We start from the raw sequence: 14540 nt of genomic DNA, 5'->3' as shown, positions 1-14540 counted from the left end.
GCAGCCGGCACCTCCGCAGGGTGGATAACGGCGCAGCCTTAACCACCTGGCAGGCGGCTCACCTCGTGGAAAACGCTGTGCGATTTTCCACCCTACCTTGTCATCCCTTCGTCCAACGCTCCGCGGCATCCTGATCGCTGGCGCGACCTTCCACCCAGCGTGGACCCTCGGCCGTATCCTCCTTTTTCCAGAAAGGCGCGCGGGTCTTGAGATAGTCCATCACGAAGTTGCAGGCCTCGAAGGCAGCCTGACGGTGAGCGCTGGCGGTGCCCACGAAGACGATGGGCTCGCCCGGCTCGAGCCGGCCGATACGATGCAGAATATCGACGTTGAGCAGCGGCCAGCGCTGACCCGCCTCCTCCACGATGCGCGCCAGTGCCTTCTCGGTCATGCCGGGAAAGTGTTCGAGGAACAACCCACCCACGTCTCGACCGTCGTTGAAGTCCCGCACATAGCCGACGAAGCCCACGACGGCGCCAATGCCGGTGTTGGCCGCATGCAGGGCATTGAGCTCCTGGCCGGGGTCGAAAGCCGCAGCCTGTACACGAATGGCCATGGTCAACCTCCGGTCACGGTGGGAAAGAAGGCGACCTCATCACCGTCGTGCAACGGCTCGGCCAGGCCACAGAGCTCCTCATTGCGCGCGCACATCAGCCCGCGCTCGCCCAGCGTATCGGCCCAGAGCCCGCCACGCTGGACCAGATGCTCCCGCAGATCACCCACGGTGGCCAAGTCCGGCTCCCAGGCGAGATTTTCCTCGGCGCAGCCCAGGACCTCGCGATAGCGGGCAAAGAATTGCACGCGGATCATGCTTGCTCCTCGGCGCGGAAATGACCGCTTTTGCCACCGCTCTTTTCCAGCAGGCGCACCGCCTCGATGGTCATCCCGCGATCGACCGCCTTGCACATGTCATAGAGGGTCAGGGCCGCCACGCTGGCTGCGGTCAGGGCTTCCATTTCCACCCCGGTCTGGCCAGACAGCTTGCAGGTGGCAACGATACGTACCGCATCCGGTGCTTCAGCGGTCAGGTGGACCTTGACGCTGGTCAGCATCAGCGGATGGCAGAGCGGAATGAGATCGGCGGTTTTCTTGGCCGCCTGGATACCGGCGATGCGCGCCACGGCAAAGACATCGCCCTTTGGGTGGCCGCCACTCTGGATGAGTTCAAGGGTGTCCGGACGCATGCGCACCCGGGCTTCGGCCGTGGCTTCACGGAAGGTCACCTGCTTGTCGGTGACGTCGACCATGTTGGCACGGCCTTGGGAATCGAGATGGGTCAGCACGGCATGACTCCTGAAAAGGACCTGCCATTGTAGACCTGCCGTGGGAGATTTGATCCCCGCCCCTGGCCAGGCGGGGATCATGGCCTTTACAGATGAGCCTCGGCGTATTCGGCGAGGATGGACCGGGGCACGCCCTGGAGAGTGATGTGCACCCCGTGGTTGAAGCCCTTGAAGCGCTCGGAGAGGTAGGTGAGACCCGAGCTGGTGGCGGAGAGGTAAGGCGTATCGATCTGCGCCAGGTTGCCCAGGCAGATCACCTTGGAGCCGCTACCGGCGCGGGTGATGATGGTCTTCATCTGGTGCGGGGTGAGGTTCTGGCATTCGTCGATGAGGATCAGGCTCTGCTGGAAGCTGCGACCACGGATGTAGTTCAGGGATTTGAATTGCAGCGGCACCTTGCTGAGGATGTAGTCCACGCTGCCGTGGGGGTTGTGGTCATCCATGTGCAGGGCTTCGAGGTTGTCGGTGATGGCACCCAGCCAGGGCTCCATCTTCTCGGCCTCGGTGCCGGGCAGAAAGCCGATGTCCTCGTCCAGGCCCTGGACGCTGCGGGTGGCGATGATCCGCCGGTATCTCTTGGTGACCATGGTCTGTTCGATGGCCGCGGCCAACGCCAGGATGGTCTTGCCCGAACCCGCGGCACCGGTCAGGTTGACCAGGTGGATGTCCGGCTCCAGCAGGGCGAACAGTGCCAATGCCTGATAGATGTCCCGCGGCTTGAGGCCCCAGGCCTCCTGATGCATCAACGGCTCCTGATGCATGTCCAGCAGGATGACCTCACCGTCGCGTACCGCCTTGACCCAGCCAACGAAACCCTGCTCGTCGAGCACGAAATCGTTGACGTTGAACGGCGGCAACTCGGCGGACAGCTGCACCCGGTGCCAGACCCGGCCCAGCTCCTGGCGACTTTCCACCTTGCTCACGTTGTCCCAGAAGGACCCGGGTAGATTGTGATAACCCTGGGATAGCAGGGAGACGTCGTCGAGCAGCTGGTCGGTCTGGTAGTCCTCCGCGGCGATGCCACAGCCACGCGCCTTGAGGCGCATGTTGATGTCCTTGGTGACTAGCACCACCCGCTCCTGGGGATGCTGGGTACGCAATTCGACGAGCTGGTTGATGATGCGGTTGTCGTTGATGTCGTCGGGCAGGCAGGCCATGGGGCCGGCACGGCGGCTCATGAGAATGGACAGTCGCCCCTTGGCCTCGCCCTTGCCGCGGGGAATGGGTACGCCCCGCTCGACGTCCTCGGGCGAGGATTCGGCGAGGACACTGTCGATCAGGCGGATCGCCTGCCGGCACTCGGCGGCAACGTTGTGCTTGCCGGTCTTGAGCTTGTCGAGTTCCTCCAGGACCGTCATGGGAATGGCGACGTGATGCTCTTCGAAATTGAGCAGCGCGTTGGGGTCGTGGATCAGTACGTTGGTGTCGAGCACATAGAGGGTGGGCTGGGTGGGGCGGGAACGTCCGTGATCATCCATACTCGGTCACCTCGTCAGAAACGCTTGACTCGCAAGCCAGTCGACGGAGCGTCAGCAGACGCTCCGCGGCGAAAGGTGCCGTCGCTCCAGCAACGGGTTCACGGACCGGCCAACATGAGGGCACGGGACCCGGGAGATGCGACGGACACTTCGGTAATAACGCAAAAGCCCTTGGGCACAAAAGCTTTTTTTGGCCGCGTCCGATTTTTTTCACGGCCCCGTCGATCTTGCCATCCGGCCAGGCAACGTCGCTCCGCGGCCGTGGTCAATACCTATCGATCCCATGGGCAAGGCCCACTGGAGCCCGGCGACGGAGGCTTCTAGAATGGCGCCTCGCCAAGAGGAGCCAAGCCGATGCTGATGGTGATTTCACCTGCCAAGACGCTGGACTACAGCACACCGCCGAGCACGTCCCGCCATACCCTGCCGCAATACCTGGACCACTCCCGCGAGCTGATCGACGGACTCAAGACGCTCGCACCGGCTGAGGTCGCTCAGCTCATGGGCGTGTCCGACAAGATCGCCACCCTCAACGTCGCCCGCTTCGGCAGCTGGACCCCGGACTTCACGCCGGACAATGCCAAGCAGGCGCTGCTGGCGTTCAAGGGCGACGTCTATACGGGCCTTGCCGCCGAAGACTTTCAGGAAGACGACTTCGACTTCGCCCAGCGCCACTTGCGCATGCTGTCCGGACTCTATGGCCTGTTGCGTCCGCTGGATCTGATGCAGCCTTATCGCCTGGAGATGGGCACCAGGTTCGCCAATCCGCGCGGCAAGGACCTCTATGCCTTCTGGGGCGACCGTATCAGTGACTGGCTCAAGGCGGACCTCGCGGCCCAGGGCGATGACGTCCTGCTGAATCTGGCCTCGAACGAGTATTTCAGCGCGGTGCGCCGCGCTCGCCTGCAGGCCCGGGTCGTCGATGTGGAATTTCGCGACCTCAAGAATGGCGACTACAAGATCATCAGCTTTTATGCCAAGAAGGCACGGGGCCTGATGGCACGGCATGTGATCAAGCAACGCATCACCCTGGTGGATGACCTGCGGGATTTCGACGATCAGGGCTATCGCTACTCGACGGAGCGATCTACAGCTGACAAGCTAGTATTCCTGCGGGATACCCCGCTTGAATAAGCTGGCAAATCGACAAGTGGCAGCCCGGCCCGGGTTTGGCGCTGCCGAACTGGCTAAAGGGTCACACTCGATGACCTATATCCGTGAAAGACTGTCATCTCCCTCCAATAAAAAGGTTTCAGCCGTGCAGCGGTGGCGTTCCAGGCACGAAAAGTTGCCGGACATCTCAAAACCGCTGTGTTTCCGGAAAAAGGAAACTTCGCTGAGAACCACTTTCGTTTGATTCTGTCTTTGTCTGGTCCTTGCCCTAGGCCATGATGGCCAATGGCAATCAGTCCGCACGTTCAATTTGTACCGGTCGACCATTCGGCCGGTTGATCTTTCGAAGCACGGACGCTTCGTCCCGACCTCAGGGACAGCGGCCACAAAATCAGCAGACGCTGAAGGAGTAACGCCCATGATTCCCGTCATCCTGTCCGGTGGTAGCGGCTCGCGACTCTGGCCCCTCTCGCGCAAGCTCTACCCCAAGCAGTTCCTGGCTCTGACCAGCGAACAGACCATGTTCCAGGAGACCATCAATCGCCTGGGCTGCGAGGGCAGCATCGCTTGCCCCATCATCGTCTGCAACGCCGAACACCGCTATCTGGTGGAAGAGCAGCTCAAGGCCGTCGAGTGCAAGCCCCAGGCCCTGATCATGGAGCCCTTCGGTCGCAACACCGCGCCGGCCGTGGCCATCGCTGCCATGCAGCTGGTCGCTGACGGCAAGGACGACCTGATGCTGGTGCTGCCCGCCGATCACGTGATCGAGGACGAAGCCCAGTTCAAGGCCGCCCTGCAACAGGCCGCCGCCGCCGCCGAGCGTGGCGAGATGGTGCTGTTCGGTATCCCGGCCACCGCGCCCGAGACCGGCTACGGCTACATCAAGACCGGCTCCAACGAGGGTCTGCCCCAGGGCGTGGCCCACGTCGAGCGCTTCGTCGAGAAGCCTGACGCCGTCACCGCCACCGAATACGTGGCCTCCGGCGACTACTGCTGGAACAGCGGCATCTTCCTGTTCCGCGCCAGCCGTTTCCTGGAAGAGCTGAAGAAGCACGACACCGACATCTATGACACCTGCCTGCTGGCGCTGGAGCGCAGCAGCATCGACGGCATCAACATCAGCATCGATGCCGCCACCTTTGCCGTCTGCCCGGACAATTCCATCGACTACGCCGTCATGGAAAAGACTACCCGCGCCTGCGTGGTGCCCATGAGCGCCGGCTGGAACGATGTCGGTTCCTGGTCCGCGCTGTGGGACGTCCATGCCAAGGACAGCAATGGCAACGTCATCAAGGGCGACGTCGTCCTGCATGACAGCCGCAACTGCCTGGTGCATGGCAACGGCAAGCTGGTGACCCTGGTCGGTCTGGAAAACGTGGTCGTGGTGGAAACCAAGGACGCGGTCATGATCGCCCACAAGGACAAGGTTCAGGACGTCAAGAAGCTGGTCAACGCCCTCGAGAAGCAGAACCGCAACGAGGTCAAGGCGCACCAGGAAGTCTTCCGTCCCTGGGGTTCCTACGACTCCATCGACATGGGCCAGCGTTTCCAGGTCAAGCGCATCACCGTCAAGCCGGGCGCCCAGCTGTCGCTGCAGATGCACCACCACCGCGCCGAGCACTGGATCGTGGTGTCCGGTACCGCCGAAGTCACCTGTGACGACAAGGTCTTCCTGCTGACCGAGAACCAGTCCACCTACCTGCCGATGACCTCCGTGCACCGCCTGGCCAACCCCGGCAAGGTACCGCTGGAGCTGATCGAAGTGCAGTCCGGTGGCTACCTGGGCGAGGACGACATCGTTCGCTTCGAAGACATCTACGGCCGCGTCGACACCCAGGCCCTGGAAGTCGCCAAGGCAGGCAAGGCGTCCACCCGCTAAGCCCCGCCTCACGGCAATCCCCAGACACCGGCCAAGGCCGGTGTCTGCGTTTTCGGCAATCGCTCGGCAAACCGGTTAGGCTTGTCGTTTCTCTTTTTCGCCATCGGATCCGTTGCATGACCTCTCCCACCCTGCTCCGCCTCGATCAACTGGACGAGGCGCTGGCCGCCTACGACGGCTTCATCCTCGACCTCTGGGGCGTGCTGATCGACGGCTACGAGACCTTTCCCGGCGCCCGTGCGTGGCTGGAGCGCCGCGCGGCCGAGGGCAAGCCGGTATGGTTCCTCAGCAACGCCTCCCGCGACGCCGCCGGCATGGTCGAGGAACTGGGCAAGCTGGGCGTGCCACGCGAACTATTCGCCGGTATCACCACCTCGGGCCAGTTGGCCATCGATGCCTTCCTGCAGGATGCGAAATTCCGCGAGGGCGGCATCTACCTGTCCGGCCCTGGAACCGGCCAGGCGGGCTGGCCCGCGGAGATCCGCGAGCGCTTCGTCGAGGAGATCGACCAGGCAGCCATCATCCTCGGCGTCGGCAGCTTTCCGGAAGACGAGCTGGAGACCCGCTTCGCACCCTTGGCGACTGCCCTGGACAAGCCTTTTCTCTGCGCCAACCCGGATCGTAACGTGGTGTCCGGGGGTCTACCCTTCTATGCGGCCGGCAAGCTGGCCGATCGCTTCGCCGCCCTGGGTGGCGAGGTCACCTGGTACGGCAAGCCCGATCCCTATGCCTTCCGCTGCGCTGCAGAGGAACTGGCCACGCGTGGCGCCAAGCGCCTGCTGTTCGTCGGCGACTCCCTGGTGACCGATGTGCCGGGTGCGGTGGCCGCGGAGATCGATTGTCTCTGGTTGGCCGCCACCGGCATCCACCGCGAGGCCCTGGGGCTGGACTTCAATCAGGAGCCTACCCGCGAGGGCCTGGCGCCGCTGCTGGACCAGCATCCTGCGCTACCGCGTTTCGCGGCGGCGGGTCTGGCCTAACCCCTTTTCCACACGCCGAGGTATCGATGAGCAAGAAGCACGTAATGGTCTTCAACCGCCTGCCCGAAGAGCTGGTGGAGCGTCTGCGCCAGCACTTCACGGTCGAGGTGATTCCCTTCAGTGCCAACGTCGACCTCTTCGCTGCCTCCGCCGCCAAGGCCCAGGGCCTGATCGGCGCCAGCCGCAAGCTGGGTGAGAAGGAGCTGGAAATGGCCACCACCCTGGAAGCCATCGCCAGCGTGTCAGTTGGCTACGACAGCTACGATGTGGACTACCTGACCAAGCGGGGCATCCTGCTCACCAATACCCCGGACGTGCTCACCGACACCACTGCCGACCTGGGCTTCACCCTGCTGATGAGTGCCGCCCGGCGGGTGCCGGAGCTGGATGCCTTCGTCAAGGCCGGTCTCTGGCGCAAGGGCATCGGTGAAGAGCACTTCGGCACCGATATCCATGGCCGTACCCTGGGCATCGTCGGCGCCGGCCGCATTGGCGCGGCCATCGCCAAGCGCGGCCATTTCGGCTTCGACATGCCGATCCTCTACACCGCCAACAGTGCCAAACCCGAGCTGGAAGAGCAGATGGATGCCCAGCGCCGCGAGCTGGACGACCTGCTCCGCGAGGCCGACTTCGTCTGCCTGGTGGTGCCTCTGTCGGCGGCTACCGAAGGACTCATAGGTGCACGCGAATTGGGGCTGATGAAATCCAGCGCCATCCTGATCAATCTGGCGCGCGGCCCGGTCATCGACGAGCCGGCGCTGATCGAGGCCCTACGCAGTGGCCAGATCCGCGGCGCGGGCCTTGACGTCTATACCCGCGAGCCCCTGGACGCCTCGCCACTGTTCGAGCTGCCCAACGTGGTGACCCTGCCGCACATTGGCTCGGCCACCCACGAAACGCGCTTTGCCATGGCGGAGCGGGCGGTGGACAACCTGATCGCGGCCCTCGAAGGCAAGCAGCCGACCGACCTGGTCAATCCGGCGGCTCTGGAGCGCCGCTGAGCGCTGATCGCCCGCTGCCGTCCCAGGCGGCGTGCCGTACGGCCCCTTAAAGGCTATACTGCCGCGCCGCTCTCGGGTCGGCCGCCCGGCCGGGTGGGCCTCTCTCAGTGTGTCCAGGCCACCCCTCCGATCGGGCCCCTTCGCGGCCCGGTCCGTGCGACCCGAATTGCGCGCCCGTCTCGCCACCGCCCGTGGCCGAGACGCAAGAAACCGCCAAGAGGAGCGCGTACATGACCGTGATCAAGCAGGATGACCTGATCCAGAGCGTTGCCGACGCCCTGCAGTTCATCTCCTATTACCACCCCGTCGACTTCATCCAGGCCATGCACGAGGCCTATCTGCGCGAAGAATCCGCCGCCGCGCGCGACTCCATCGCCCAGATTTTGATCAACTCGCGGATGTGCGCCACCGGCCACCGTCCGATCTGCCAGGACACCGGCATCGTCACCGTGTTCGCCAAGGTTGGCATGGACGTGCGTTGGGACGGCGCCACCCTGAGCCTGGACGAGATGATCAACGAAGGCGTCCGTCGCGCCTACAACCTGCCGGAAAACGTCCTGCGCGCCTCGATCCTGGCCGACCCGGCCGGTGCTCGCCGGAACACCAAAGACAACACCCCGGCGGTGATCCACTACCAGATCGTCCCCGGCAACACCGTGGAGATCGATGTCGCGGCCAAGGGCGGCGGCTCCGAGAACAAGTCGAAGATGGCCATGCTCAACCCGTCCGATTCCATCGTCGACTGGGTGCTCAAGACCGTACCGACCATGGGCGCCGGCTGGTGTCCGCCAGGCATGCTGGGCATCGGCATCGGCGGCACCGCCGAGAAGGCCGCGGTGCTGGCCAAGGAATCGCTGATGGACGAGATCGACATCCATGAGCTGAAGGCCCGCGGCCCGCAGAATCGTCTGGAAGAGTTGCGCCTGGAGATCTTCGACAAGGTCAACCAGCTGGGCATCGGCGCCCAGGGCCTGGGCGGCCTGACCACGGTGCTGGACGTCAAGATCAAGGATTACCCGACCCACGCCGCCTCCCTGCCGGTGTGCATGATCCCCAACTGCGCCGCCACCCGCCACGCCCACTTCGTGCTCGACGGCTCCGGCCCCGCAGCGCTGGAAGCCCCGCCACTGGACGCCTATCCGGAAATCGTCTGGGAAGCCGGCCCGAGCGCTCGTCGCGTCGACCTCGACACCCTGACCCCGGAAGAAGTACAGAGCTGGCAACCGGGCGAGACCGTCCTGCTCAACGGCAAGATGCTCACCGGTCGCGACGCCGCCCACAAGCGCATGGTCGACATGCTCAACAAGGGCGAGCCGCTGCCGGTGGACCTCAAGGGCCGCTTCATCTACTACGTCGGCCCGGTCGATCCGGTAGGCGACGAGGTGGTGGGGCCGGCCGGTCCCACCACGGCCACCCGCATGGACAAGTTCACCCGCCAGATCCTCGACCAGACCGGTCTGCTGGGCATGATCGGCAAGTCCGAACGCGGCCCCATCGCCATCGAGGCGATCAAGGACCACAAGGCGGTGTACCTGATGGCCGTCGGTGGCGCCGCCTACCTGGTGGCCCAGGCCATCAAGGGCTCCCAGGTGCTGGCCTTCCCGGAACTGGGGATGGAAGCCATCTACGAGTTCGAGGTCAAGGACATGCCGGTGACCGTGGCCGTCGACACCCGTGGCGAGTCGGTGCACATCACCGGTCCGCAGGTGTGGCAGAAGAAGATTGCCGACAGCCTCGCCGTCGAGATCTAAGCGCCGCCCGACGAAAAAGCCCAGCCCAGTGCTGGGCTTTTTCATTCAGGGGCGGGGCTGCAATGCCCGCGACTGGTCCGGCCAATCGCGCCGGATGAATACCTGGCCGTGGGACCTGACCCGTCGCACCTCCTCCAGATCGAGATCGGCATACAGCCACTGACTGAGGGCGGGACAGAGCTCGCTGCTTTGGGCGACCACCCCGTCGGCCGGCATGCCGCGATCCGGCGGGACGAAGAGTCCGGCGCGGCCGACGTTTTCGTCCAGCGCCGGCGACCAGGGCGCCAAGCCCACCGTCGGCGCCTGCAGCACCGCCAGCTGATTTTCCAGCGCCCGGGCCTGGGCGCCGACACGTACCCGGTGGAAACCGGCGGCGGTATCGGTGCAACTCGGCACCAGGAGCAGATCAGCTCCCGCTTCGGCCAGGTGGCGGGCCAGCAGCGGAAATTCGCTGTCGTAGCAGATCAGGATGCCAAGACGCCCCAGGGCCGTATCGAATACTCGCAAGCCTTCGCGGCCGCTGGAGATGTTCCACTCTTCCCGCTCGAAGCGGGTCATCATCAGCTTGTCCTGATGGCCCAGGCAGCCCTCGGGACCGAACAGCCAGGCGCGATTGCGGTATTGGCCGTCGCTATCGAGGACGGGAAGCGAACCGGGCAACAGGTACAGCCGCAGCCGACGCGCCAGGCTTTCACAGAGGTCGCGCCAAGCCGGAATCAGTGGCTGGATGCCGGCAATGGAGCCCTGCAGGTCGCTGCGCTCGTCGGGCGGCAGCTGGCCGCTGAGCACCAGGCCGGCGTATTCGGGTAATAGCAGCAGCTGACTGCCTTCGGCTGCGGCCTCCTCACAGAGGTCGGTCAGGTGCACGACATAGGCATCCCAGGACTCCAGCAGGTCGATGGCGTATTGGCAGGCGGCGAGGCGGATCATGGCAACTCCTTGAGCCAGAAGGTCATGGGCTTGGGCGATTCGGCAGTCTCGTCGAGATCCTGCCAGAGGTAGTGGGCCAGCAACTCCGGATGCTCGACGAAGCCCTCGCCACGCCAAAGACCGTGCAAGGGTCGATACTCCACCGGACAGCGCGGATGGTCGTCCGGGCGCTGCACGGCGCAAAAGGCACACCAGGCGAAGCGCCCCAGCTGCCGTGCGCGGGCCTCGCGCTCGGCGAAGAAGCGCCGGCCGAGTCCCTGGCCGCGGTAGGCCGGTAGCAGCAGGGACTCACCGAAATAGTAAATCCGCTCTAGTGGCCAGCCATGGGCGAGAAAGGGCTGCTGGAATTCCAGGGTCTCGTCCACCAGCGGCAGGGCGGTGGCAGCGCCCACTACCCGGCCGGCATCGCGGACCAGCACGCAGAGGCTGTCTGGCGCCTTGGCGTAGGTCTGCAGATAGCGGGACTCGTAGTCCAGGGTGCCGTCGTAGAGGTAGGGAAACTCACGAAAGACCGCGATGCGCAGTGCCGCGAGCTCGGGAATCAGCGGAGCGATGGCGGCGCCGTGAAGAAGTTGGATGTCCATGGACTCTTCTGGTTAAGCAGGAGACGTGAATGGCTATGTCGGCGTTGTCCAGGCACCCTACCATGCGTCGGCAACGCCGTTTTTTCATCAACGACAGGAGCCGCCATGCTAACGACCGATCTCATCGACGCCTACTATGCCGCCTTCAATGCTGGCGACATGGAGCGTTTCCTCGACCTGCTCACCGAGGACGTGGTCCACGACATCAATCAGGGCGAGCGGCAGGTGGGCAAGGCCGCCTTCGCCATCTTCATGGCGCACATGAATCGCTGCTATCGCGAGCGGCTGACCGATCTGGTCGTGATGAGCGAACCCAACGGCCGGCGCGCTGCCGCCGAGTTCGTCGTCCACGGTGAATACCTGGCCAGCGATGAAGGGCTGCCCGCTGCCAACGGCCAGACCTACCAGTTGCCAGCCGGCGCCTTCTTCGAGATCCGCGACGGCAAGGTGGCGCGGGTCACCAATTACTACAATCTCAACGACTGGATCGCCCAGGTCGGCGGCTGACGTCCGTCAGCTGGCGGGAGCACTGTCCGCGCGCAGGGGTCGCATGAAGACGATCCCTGCCCCCTGGAGCTCCCATGCCCACCCTTCCCAGCGATTCCGTCTGCAGCCTGGCCCCCGTCTTCGCCATCCAGCCTGATCAGGTCGAGGCGTTCAAGCGCCTGGGCGAGGCCATGCTGCAGCGCACCCAGAGCGAACCCGGCTGCCTCTACTACGGCTTCTGCTACGACGGCGCCACGGCGCGTTGCCGTGAAGGCTATCGCGACGCCCAGGCGCTGCTCGCTCACCTGGACAACGTCGGCGATCTGCTGGAACAGGCCCAGGCCATCGCGACGCTGGAACGCTTCGAGGTATTCGGCGCGGCCGATCAGCTGGAGCAGCTACGCGAGCCGCTGGCGGCGCTGAACGCCCGCTTCTTCGTCATGGCCGAAGGTTTTCGCCGCTAGCCTTGCACAGGTGGCTTCTGCTGCGGCGCCAGCCGTGGCAGTAGCACCGCGAGGATGCGCTTGCGGGTCGGCACCACCAGCCGCTCTTGGAACAGTACGCAAAGTACCACCACCGCCAACAGGAACAGCCAATACCAGACGATGGAATTGGTATAGGCCCCCGCCGCGGCGATGCAGACCTCGCGATTGCCGCTCAGGCACGCCTTGAGATTCCCACCGATCAGCTGTTCCAGGGTCATGTAGATGCCCGACAGGGGTACATGTAGGGCGAACATGGACAGTGACGCGGCCCCCAGCCGGGGCGACCAATGGCGGATGAGTTCACTGGCAGGCTCCCTTGCCAGGGCGGCCAGGTAGACCAGGATCAGCTGCGACGGCAGGAACAGGCCGTTGTGGAAGAGGAAATACCAGAACTTGGGCCCATGGGTGAACAGCGCAGTCCCCATGGCGAAGCTCAGGATCAGGTAGCTCGCCAACAGCACCCGCTGCCGCTCCGACAGCGTCCAGCCGCGCTGGTACTGGCGCCGGAAGATCGCGTACAGAAGGATGCCAGCGAGAAACTCGGGCAGACGGAACAGCGGTACCCGCTGCAGGAGACCGGTGAAGGGCATGCCGTAGTTCTGGTTGGCGATCACCAGCAGCGGCGGGATCAGGTAGAGCACCCATACCAGCAGCAACAGCTGCCAGGGCCGCTCGCTGGTCATCAGGCGCGGGGCCAGCTTGGGAAAGGTGAGGTAAAAGAAGAACAGTGCGGAGATCGACCAGAGCGGCGCGTTGAAGGTCAGGTAATAGGGATTCCAGGCCTGCAGCATGAACAGCTGCAACACGGCGTTGAAGGCCAGCTCGCCATTGCTCATGAAGTGCTGGAACAACTCGGGGTTGGTGCGCGCCAGGGGCTCGTTGGTGTCGAACACCACGAAACGAATGCTGGCCGTGGCCGCGCCTGGCGGTATGCCGAGGTCGCCGATCCAGGTCACCACCGCCATCGCCAGCAGCAGGGCAAAGATGTGGATCGGATAGAGGTTGGCGAATCTCTTGACCCAGAAGCTGCGCGCCGGCTCACGCAGGCTGCCGCGACCACAATAGACATGGGCGAGCAGAAAACCGGAGAGCACGAAGAAGGTGCTGGTGGCGAAGAAACCCATGCTGGTGATTTCGTCCAGCAGGGGAATGGTCTTGCGCTCGGGATAGAAATGGATGGTGTGGTAGACGACCACATAGAACCCCATCAGGAACCTGAGCCACTCCAGACCAATGAAGCGGTGTTTATCTAAATTCTGCACTAAGGCGTTACTCGTCTGGCCTCGTCCGCGGGACGATGGGTCCGGCCTACCGCACCGGATCGATTATGTTACCCGCACCTGACATCTGGGGCTGCTAACCGCGCCCCAGTACACCAATCACCAAACGATCCAGCGAGCCCCATAGCCATTCGCGGGCGCGCCGCCACCAGGGACGACTGCGCCAGAACTCAAGGGTGATCTCGCGACTCTGGGCGAAATCCTTGACGAAGCTGGCCGCCACCGCCTGGCTCAGGCCGCGATCGACCGCTTCGACGTTGGCTTCCAGATTGAATCTCAGATTCCAGTGATCGAAGTTGCAGGAACCGACGCTGACCCAGTTGTCCACCAGCACCATCTTGGCGTGGATGAACCTGGGCTGGTATTCGTAGATGCGCACACCGGCGCGCAACAGGCTGCGGTAGTAGCGCTGCCCGGCGAAACGTACCGGCGGGTTGTCGGTATGCCGGCCGGTGAGCAACAGGCGTACGTCGGCGCCGCGGCGTGCGGCGCGCCGTAACGCCCAGCGCACGCGCCAGGTCGGCAGGAAATAGGGAGTGGCGAACCAGATGCGCTCGCGGCCCCCTACCAGGGCACGAATCAGCGCCTGGAGGATATCGCGGTGCTGGCGGGCATCGGCATAGGCCACCCGGCCCTGCCCTTCCTGGGCGGCCGGTGGTGGTGGTGGGCGTTCGCGGCCGCGGCGCGGACGCGGCTTCCAGGCGCGACGGCGACCGACCGCCTCCCATTGCCGCTCGAACAGTGCCAGCCAGTCTTCCACCAGTGGCCCCTGGATGCGCACCATCACCTCGTGCCAGTTGCAGTCGCTCTTGGCCGGATCCCAGAAGTCATCGGTCGCGCCGCTGCCACCGACAAAGGCTTCTTCGCCGTCGATGATAAAGATCTTGCGATGATCGCGGTGCAGATTGTGCAGGCCGTGGCCGAAGCGCACGGGATTGAAGAGGCGCAGTTCGGCGCCCGCTTCCTCCAGCTGGCGGCGCAAGCCGGCGTCCATCCGCAGGGTGCCGAAGCCATCGAACAGGCAGCGCACCGCGACGCCCCGGCGGGCCGCCTCGGTCAGCGCCACGAGCAGCTGTTCGGAGCAGCTCCCGGCTTCCACCAGATAGAGTTCGACATCGATCTGGCGACTGGCGCCAGCAATGGATTCGAGCATGGCCGGAAAGAACCGACCGCCGTCCACCAGCAATTCGAACCTGTTGTTTTCCCGCCATGGAAAGACGGCGCCCCGCATGCTTCCTACTCCGTGCCTGTGGCCATTGCATAAGAAGGCACGCGCGTGGGTTCGTTCAG

General features: G+C 64.3%; 15 protein-coding genes. 7 read left to right on the top strand and 8 right to left on the bottom strand.

Annotated features, from left to right (window positions below; all coding sequences use genetic code 11):
- Window positions 1-100 precede the first annotated feature (100 nt).
- From moaE to ACUCV0_RS15595, 4 genes are all read right to left on the bottom strand, one after another.
- Window positions 101-556, bottom strand: a complete 456-nt coding sequence (gene moaE, locus ACUCV0_RS15610; protein ID WP_271653937.1) for a molybdopterin synthase catalytic subunit MoaE — start codon at window positions 554-556, stop codon at window positions 101-103.
- A gap of 2 nt (window positions 557-558) precedes the next feature.
- Window positions 559-810, bottom strand: coding sequence for a MoaD/ThiS family protein (locus tag ACUCV0_RS15605; RefSeq protein WP_271653936.1), 252 nt, complete (start codon window positions 808-810; stop codon window positions 559-561).
- Window positions 807-1283 carry a cyclic pyranopterin monophosphate synthase MoaC gene (moaC, locus tag ACUCV0_RS15600; protein ID WP_482213073.1) on the bottom strand — a complete coding sequence of 159 codons (477 nt, stop codon included), beginning with the start codon at window positions 1281-1283 and terminating at the stop codon, window positions 807-809. The genes ACUCV0_RS15605 and moaC overlap by 4 nt, the downstream gene beginning before the upstream one ends.
- Window positions 1284-1369: 86 nt before the next feature.
- Window positions 1370-2761, bottom strand: coding sequence for a PhoH family protein (locus ACUCV0_RS15595; protein ID WP_059313638.1), 1392 nt, complete (start codon window positions 2759-2761; stop codon window positions 1370-1372).
- 354 nt (window positions 2762-3115) lie between these two features.
- Here ACUCV0_RS15595 and yaaA point away from each other — a divergent pair, with 354 nt between their 5' ends.
- The 5 genes from yaaA (at window position 3116) to ACUCV0_RS15570 (ending at window position 9485) form a co-directional block, all read left to right on the top strand.
- The gene (yaaA, locus tag ACUCV0_RS15590) at window positions 3116-3895 is read left to right on the top strand and encodes a peroxide stress protein YaaA (protein WP_482213072.1); all 780 of its coding nucleotides are present in this window, start codon (window positions 3116-3118) and stop codon (window positions 3893-3895) included.
- Window positions 3896-4292: 397 nt separating this feature from the next.
- Entirely contained in the window at window positions 4293-5753 is a 1461-nt protein-coding gene (locus ACUCV0_RS15585; RefSeq protein WP_313647395.1) for a mannose-1-phosphate guanylyltransferase/mannose-6-phosphate isomerase, read from the top strand.
- A 116-nt stretch (window positions 5754-5869) separates the two neighbouring features.
- On the top strand, window positions 5870-6733 hold the full coding sequence (locus tag ACUCV0_RS15580; protein ID WP_313647394.1) for a TIGR01459 family HAD-type hydrolase: 864 nt from the start codon (window positions 5870-5872) through the stop codon (window positions 6731-6733).
- A 26-nt stretch (window positions 6734-6759) separates the two neighbouring features.
- Window positions 6760-7734 carry a 2-hydroxyacid dehydrogenase gene (locus tag ACUCV0_RS15575; protein WP_271653934.1) on the top strand — a complete coding sequence of 325 codons (975 nt, stop codon included), beginning with the start codon at window positions 6760-6762 and terminating at the stop codon, window positions 7732-7734.
- 230 nt (window positions 7735-7964) lie between these two features.
- The gene (locus tag ACUCV0_RS15570; RefSeq protein WP_271653933.1) at window positions 7965-9485 is read left to right on the top strand and encodes a fumarate hydratase; all 1521 of its coding nucleotides are present in this window, start codon (window positions 7965-7967) and stop codon (window positions 9483-9485) included.
- A 45-nt stretch (window positions 9486-9530) separates the two neighbouring features.
- Here the strand turns inward: ACUCV0_RS15570 and ACUCV0_RS15565 are convergent, their stop codons facing one another.
- Together ACUCV0_RS15565 and ACUCV0_RS15560 are read right to left on the bottom strand one after the other, a co-directional pair.
- Window positions 9531-10415 carry a carbon-nitrogen hydrolase family protein gene (locus ACUCV0_RS15565; protein WP_482213071.1) on the bottom strand — a complete coding sequence of 295 codons (885 nt, stop codon included), beginning with the start codon at window positions 10413-10415 and terminating at the stop codon, window positions 9531-9533.
- Entirely contained in the window at window positions 10412-10999 is a 588-nt protein-coding gene (locus ACUCV0_RS15560) for a GNAT family N-acetyltransferase (protein ID WP_482213070.1), read from the bottom strand. The genes ACUCV0_RS15565 and ACUCV0_RS15560 overlap by 4 nt, the downstream gene beginning before the upstream one ends.
- A gap of 105 nt (window positions 11000-11104) precedes the next feature.
- On the opposite strand from ACUCV0_RS15560, the gene ACUCV0_RS15555 reads away from it, so the two are divergent.
- Together ACUCV0_RS15555 and ACUCV0_RS15550 are read left to right on the top strand one after the other, a co-directional pair.
- Complete coding sequence (locus ACUCV0_RS15555) at window positions 11105-11506, top strand: ketosteroid isomerase-related protein (protein WP_482213069.1); 402 nt, start codon at window positions 11105-11107, stop codon at window positions 11504-11506.
- Between the two features lie 74 nt (window positions 11507-11580).
- A complete protein-coding gene (locus tag ACUCV0_RS15550) occupies window positions 11581-11949 on the top strand; it encodes a putative quinol monooxygenase (protein WP_059313629.1) in 369 nt (122 codons plus the stop codon).
- Here the strand turns inward: ACUCV0_RS15550 and ACUCV0_RS15545 are convergent.
- Together ACUCV0_RS15545 and ACUCV0_RS15540 are read right to left on the bottom strand one after the other, a co-directional pair.
- Window positions 11946-13178 carry an acyltransferase family protein gene (locus ACUCV0_RS15545; RefSeq protein ID WP_482213129.1) on the bottom strand — a complete coding sequence of 411 codons (1233 nt, stop codon included), beginning with the start codon at window positions 13176-13178 and terminating at the stop codon, window positions 11946-11948. The two genes, ACUCV0_RS15550 and ACUCV0_RS15545, sit on opposite strands and share 4 nt — an antisense overlap.
- 148 nt (window positions 13179-13326) lie before the next feature.
- Window positions 13327-14481: a phospholipase D-like domain-containing protein gene (locus ACUCV0_RS15540; protein WP_059313627.1), complete on the bottom strand. Its 1155-nt coding sequence runs from the start codon at window positions 14479-14481 to the stop codon at window positions 13327-13329.
- Between the last annotated feature and the right edge of the window lie 59 nt (window positions 14482-14540).

The organism is Pseudomonas sp. VMV1 (genome assembly GCF_056790235.1).
This window is presented reverse-complemented; position numbering and strand designations above follow the sequence as displayed.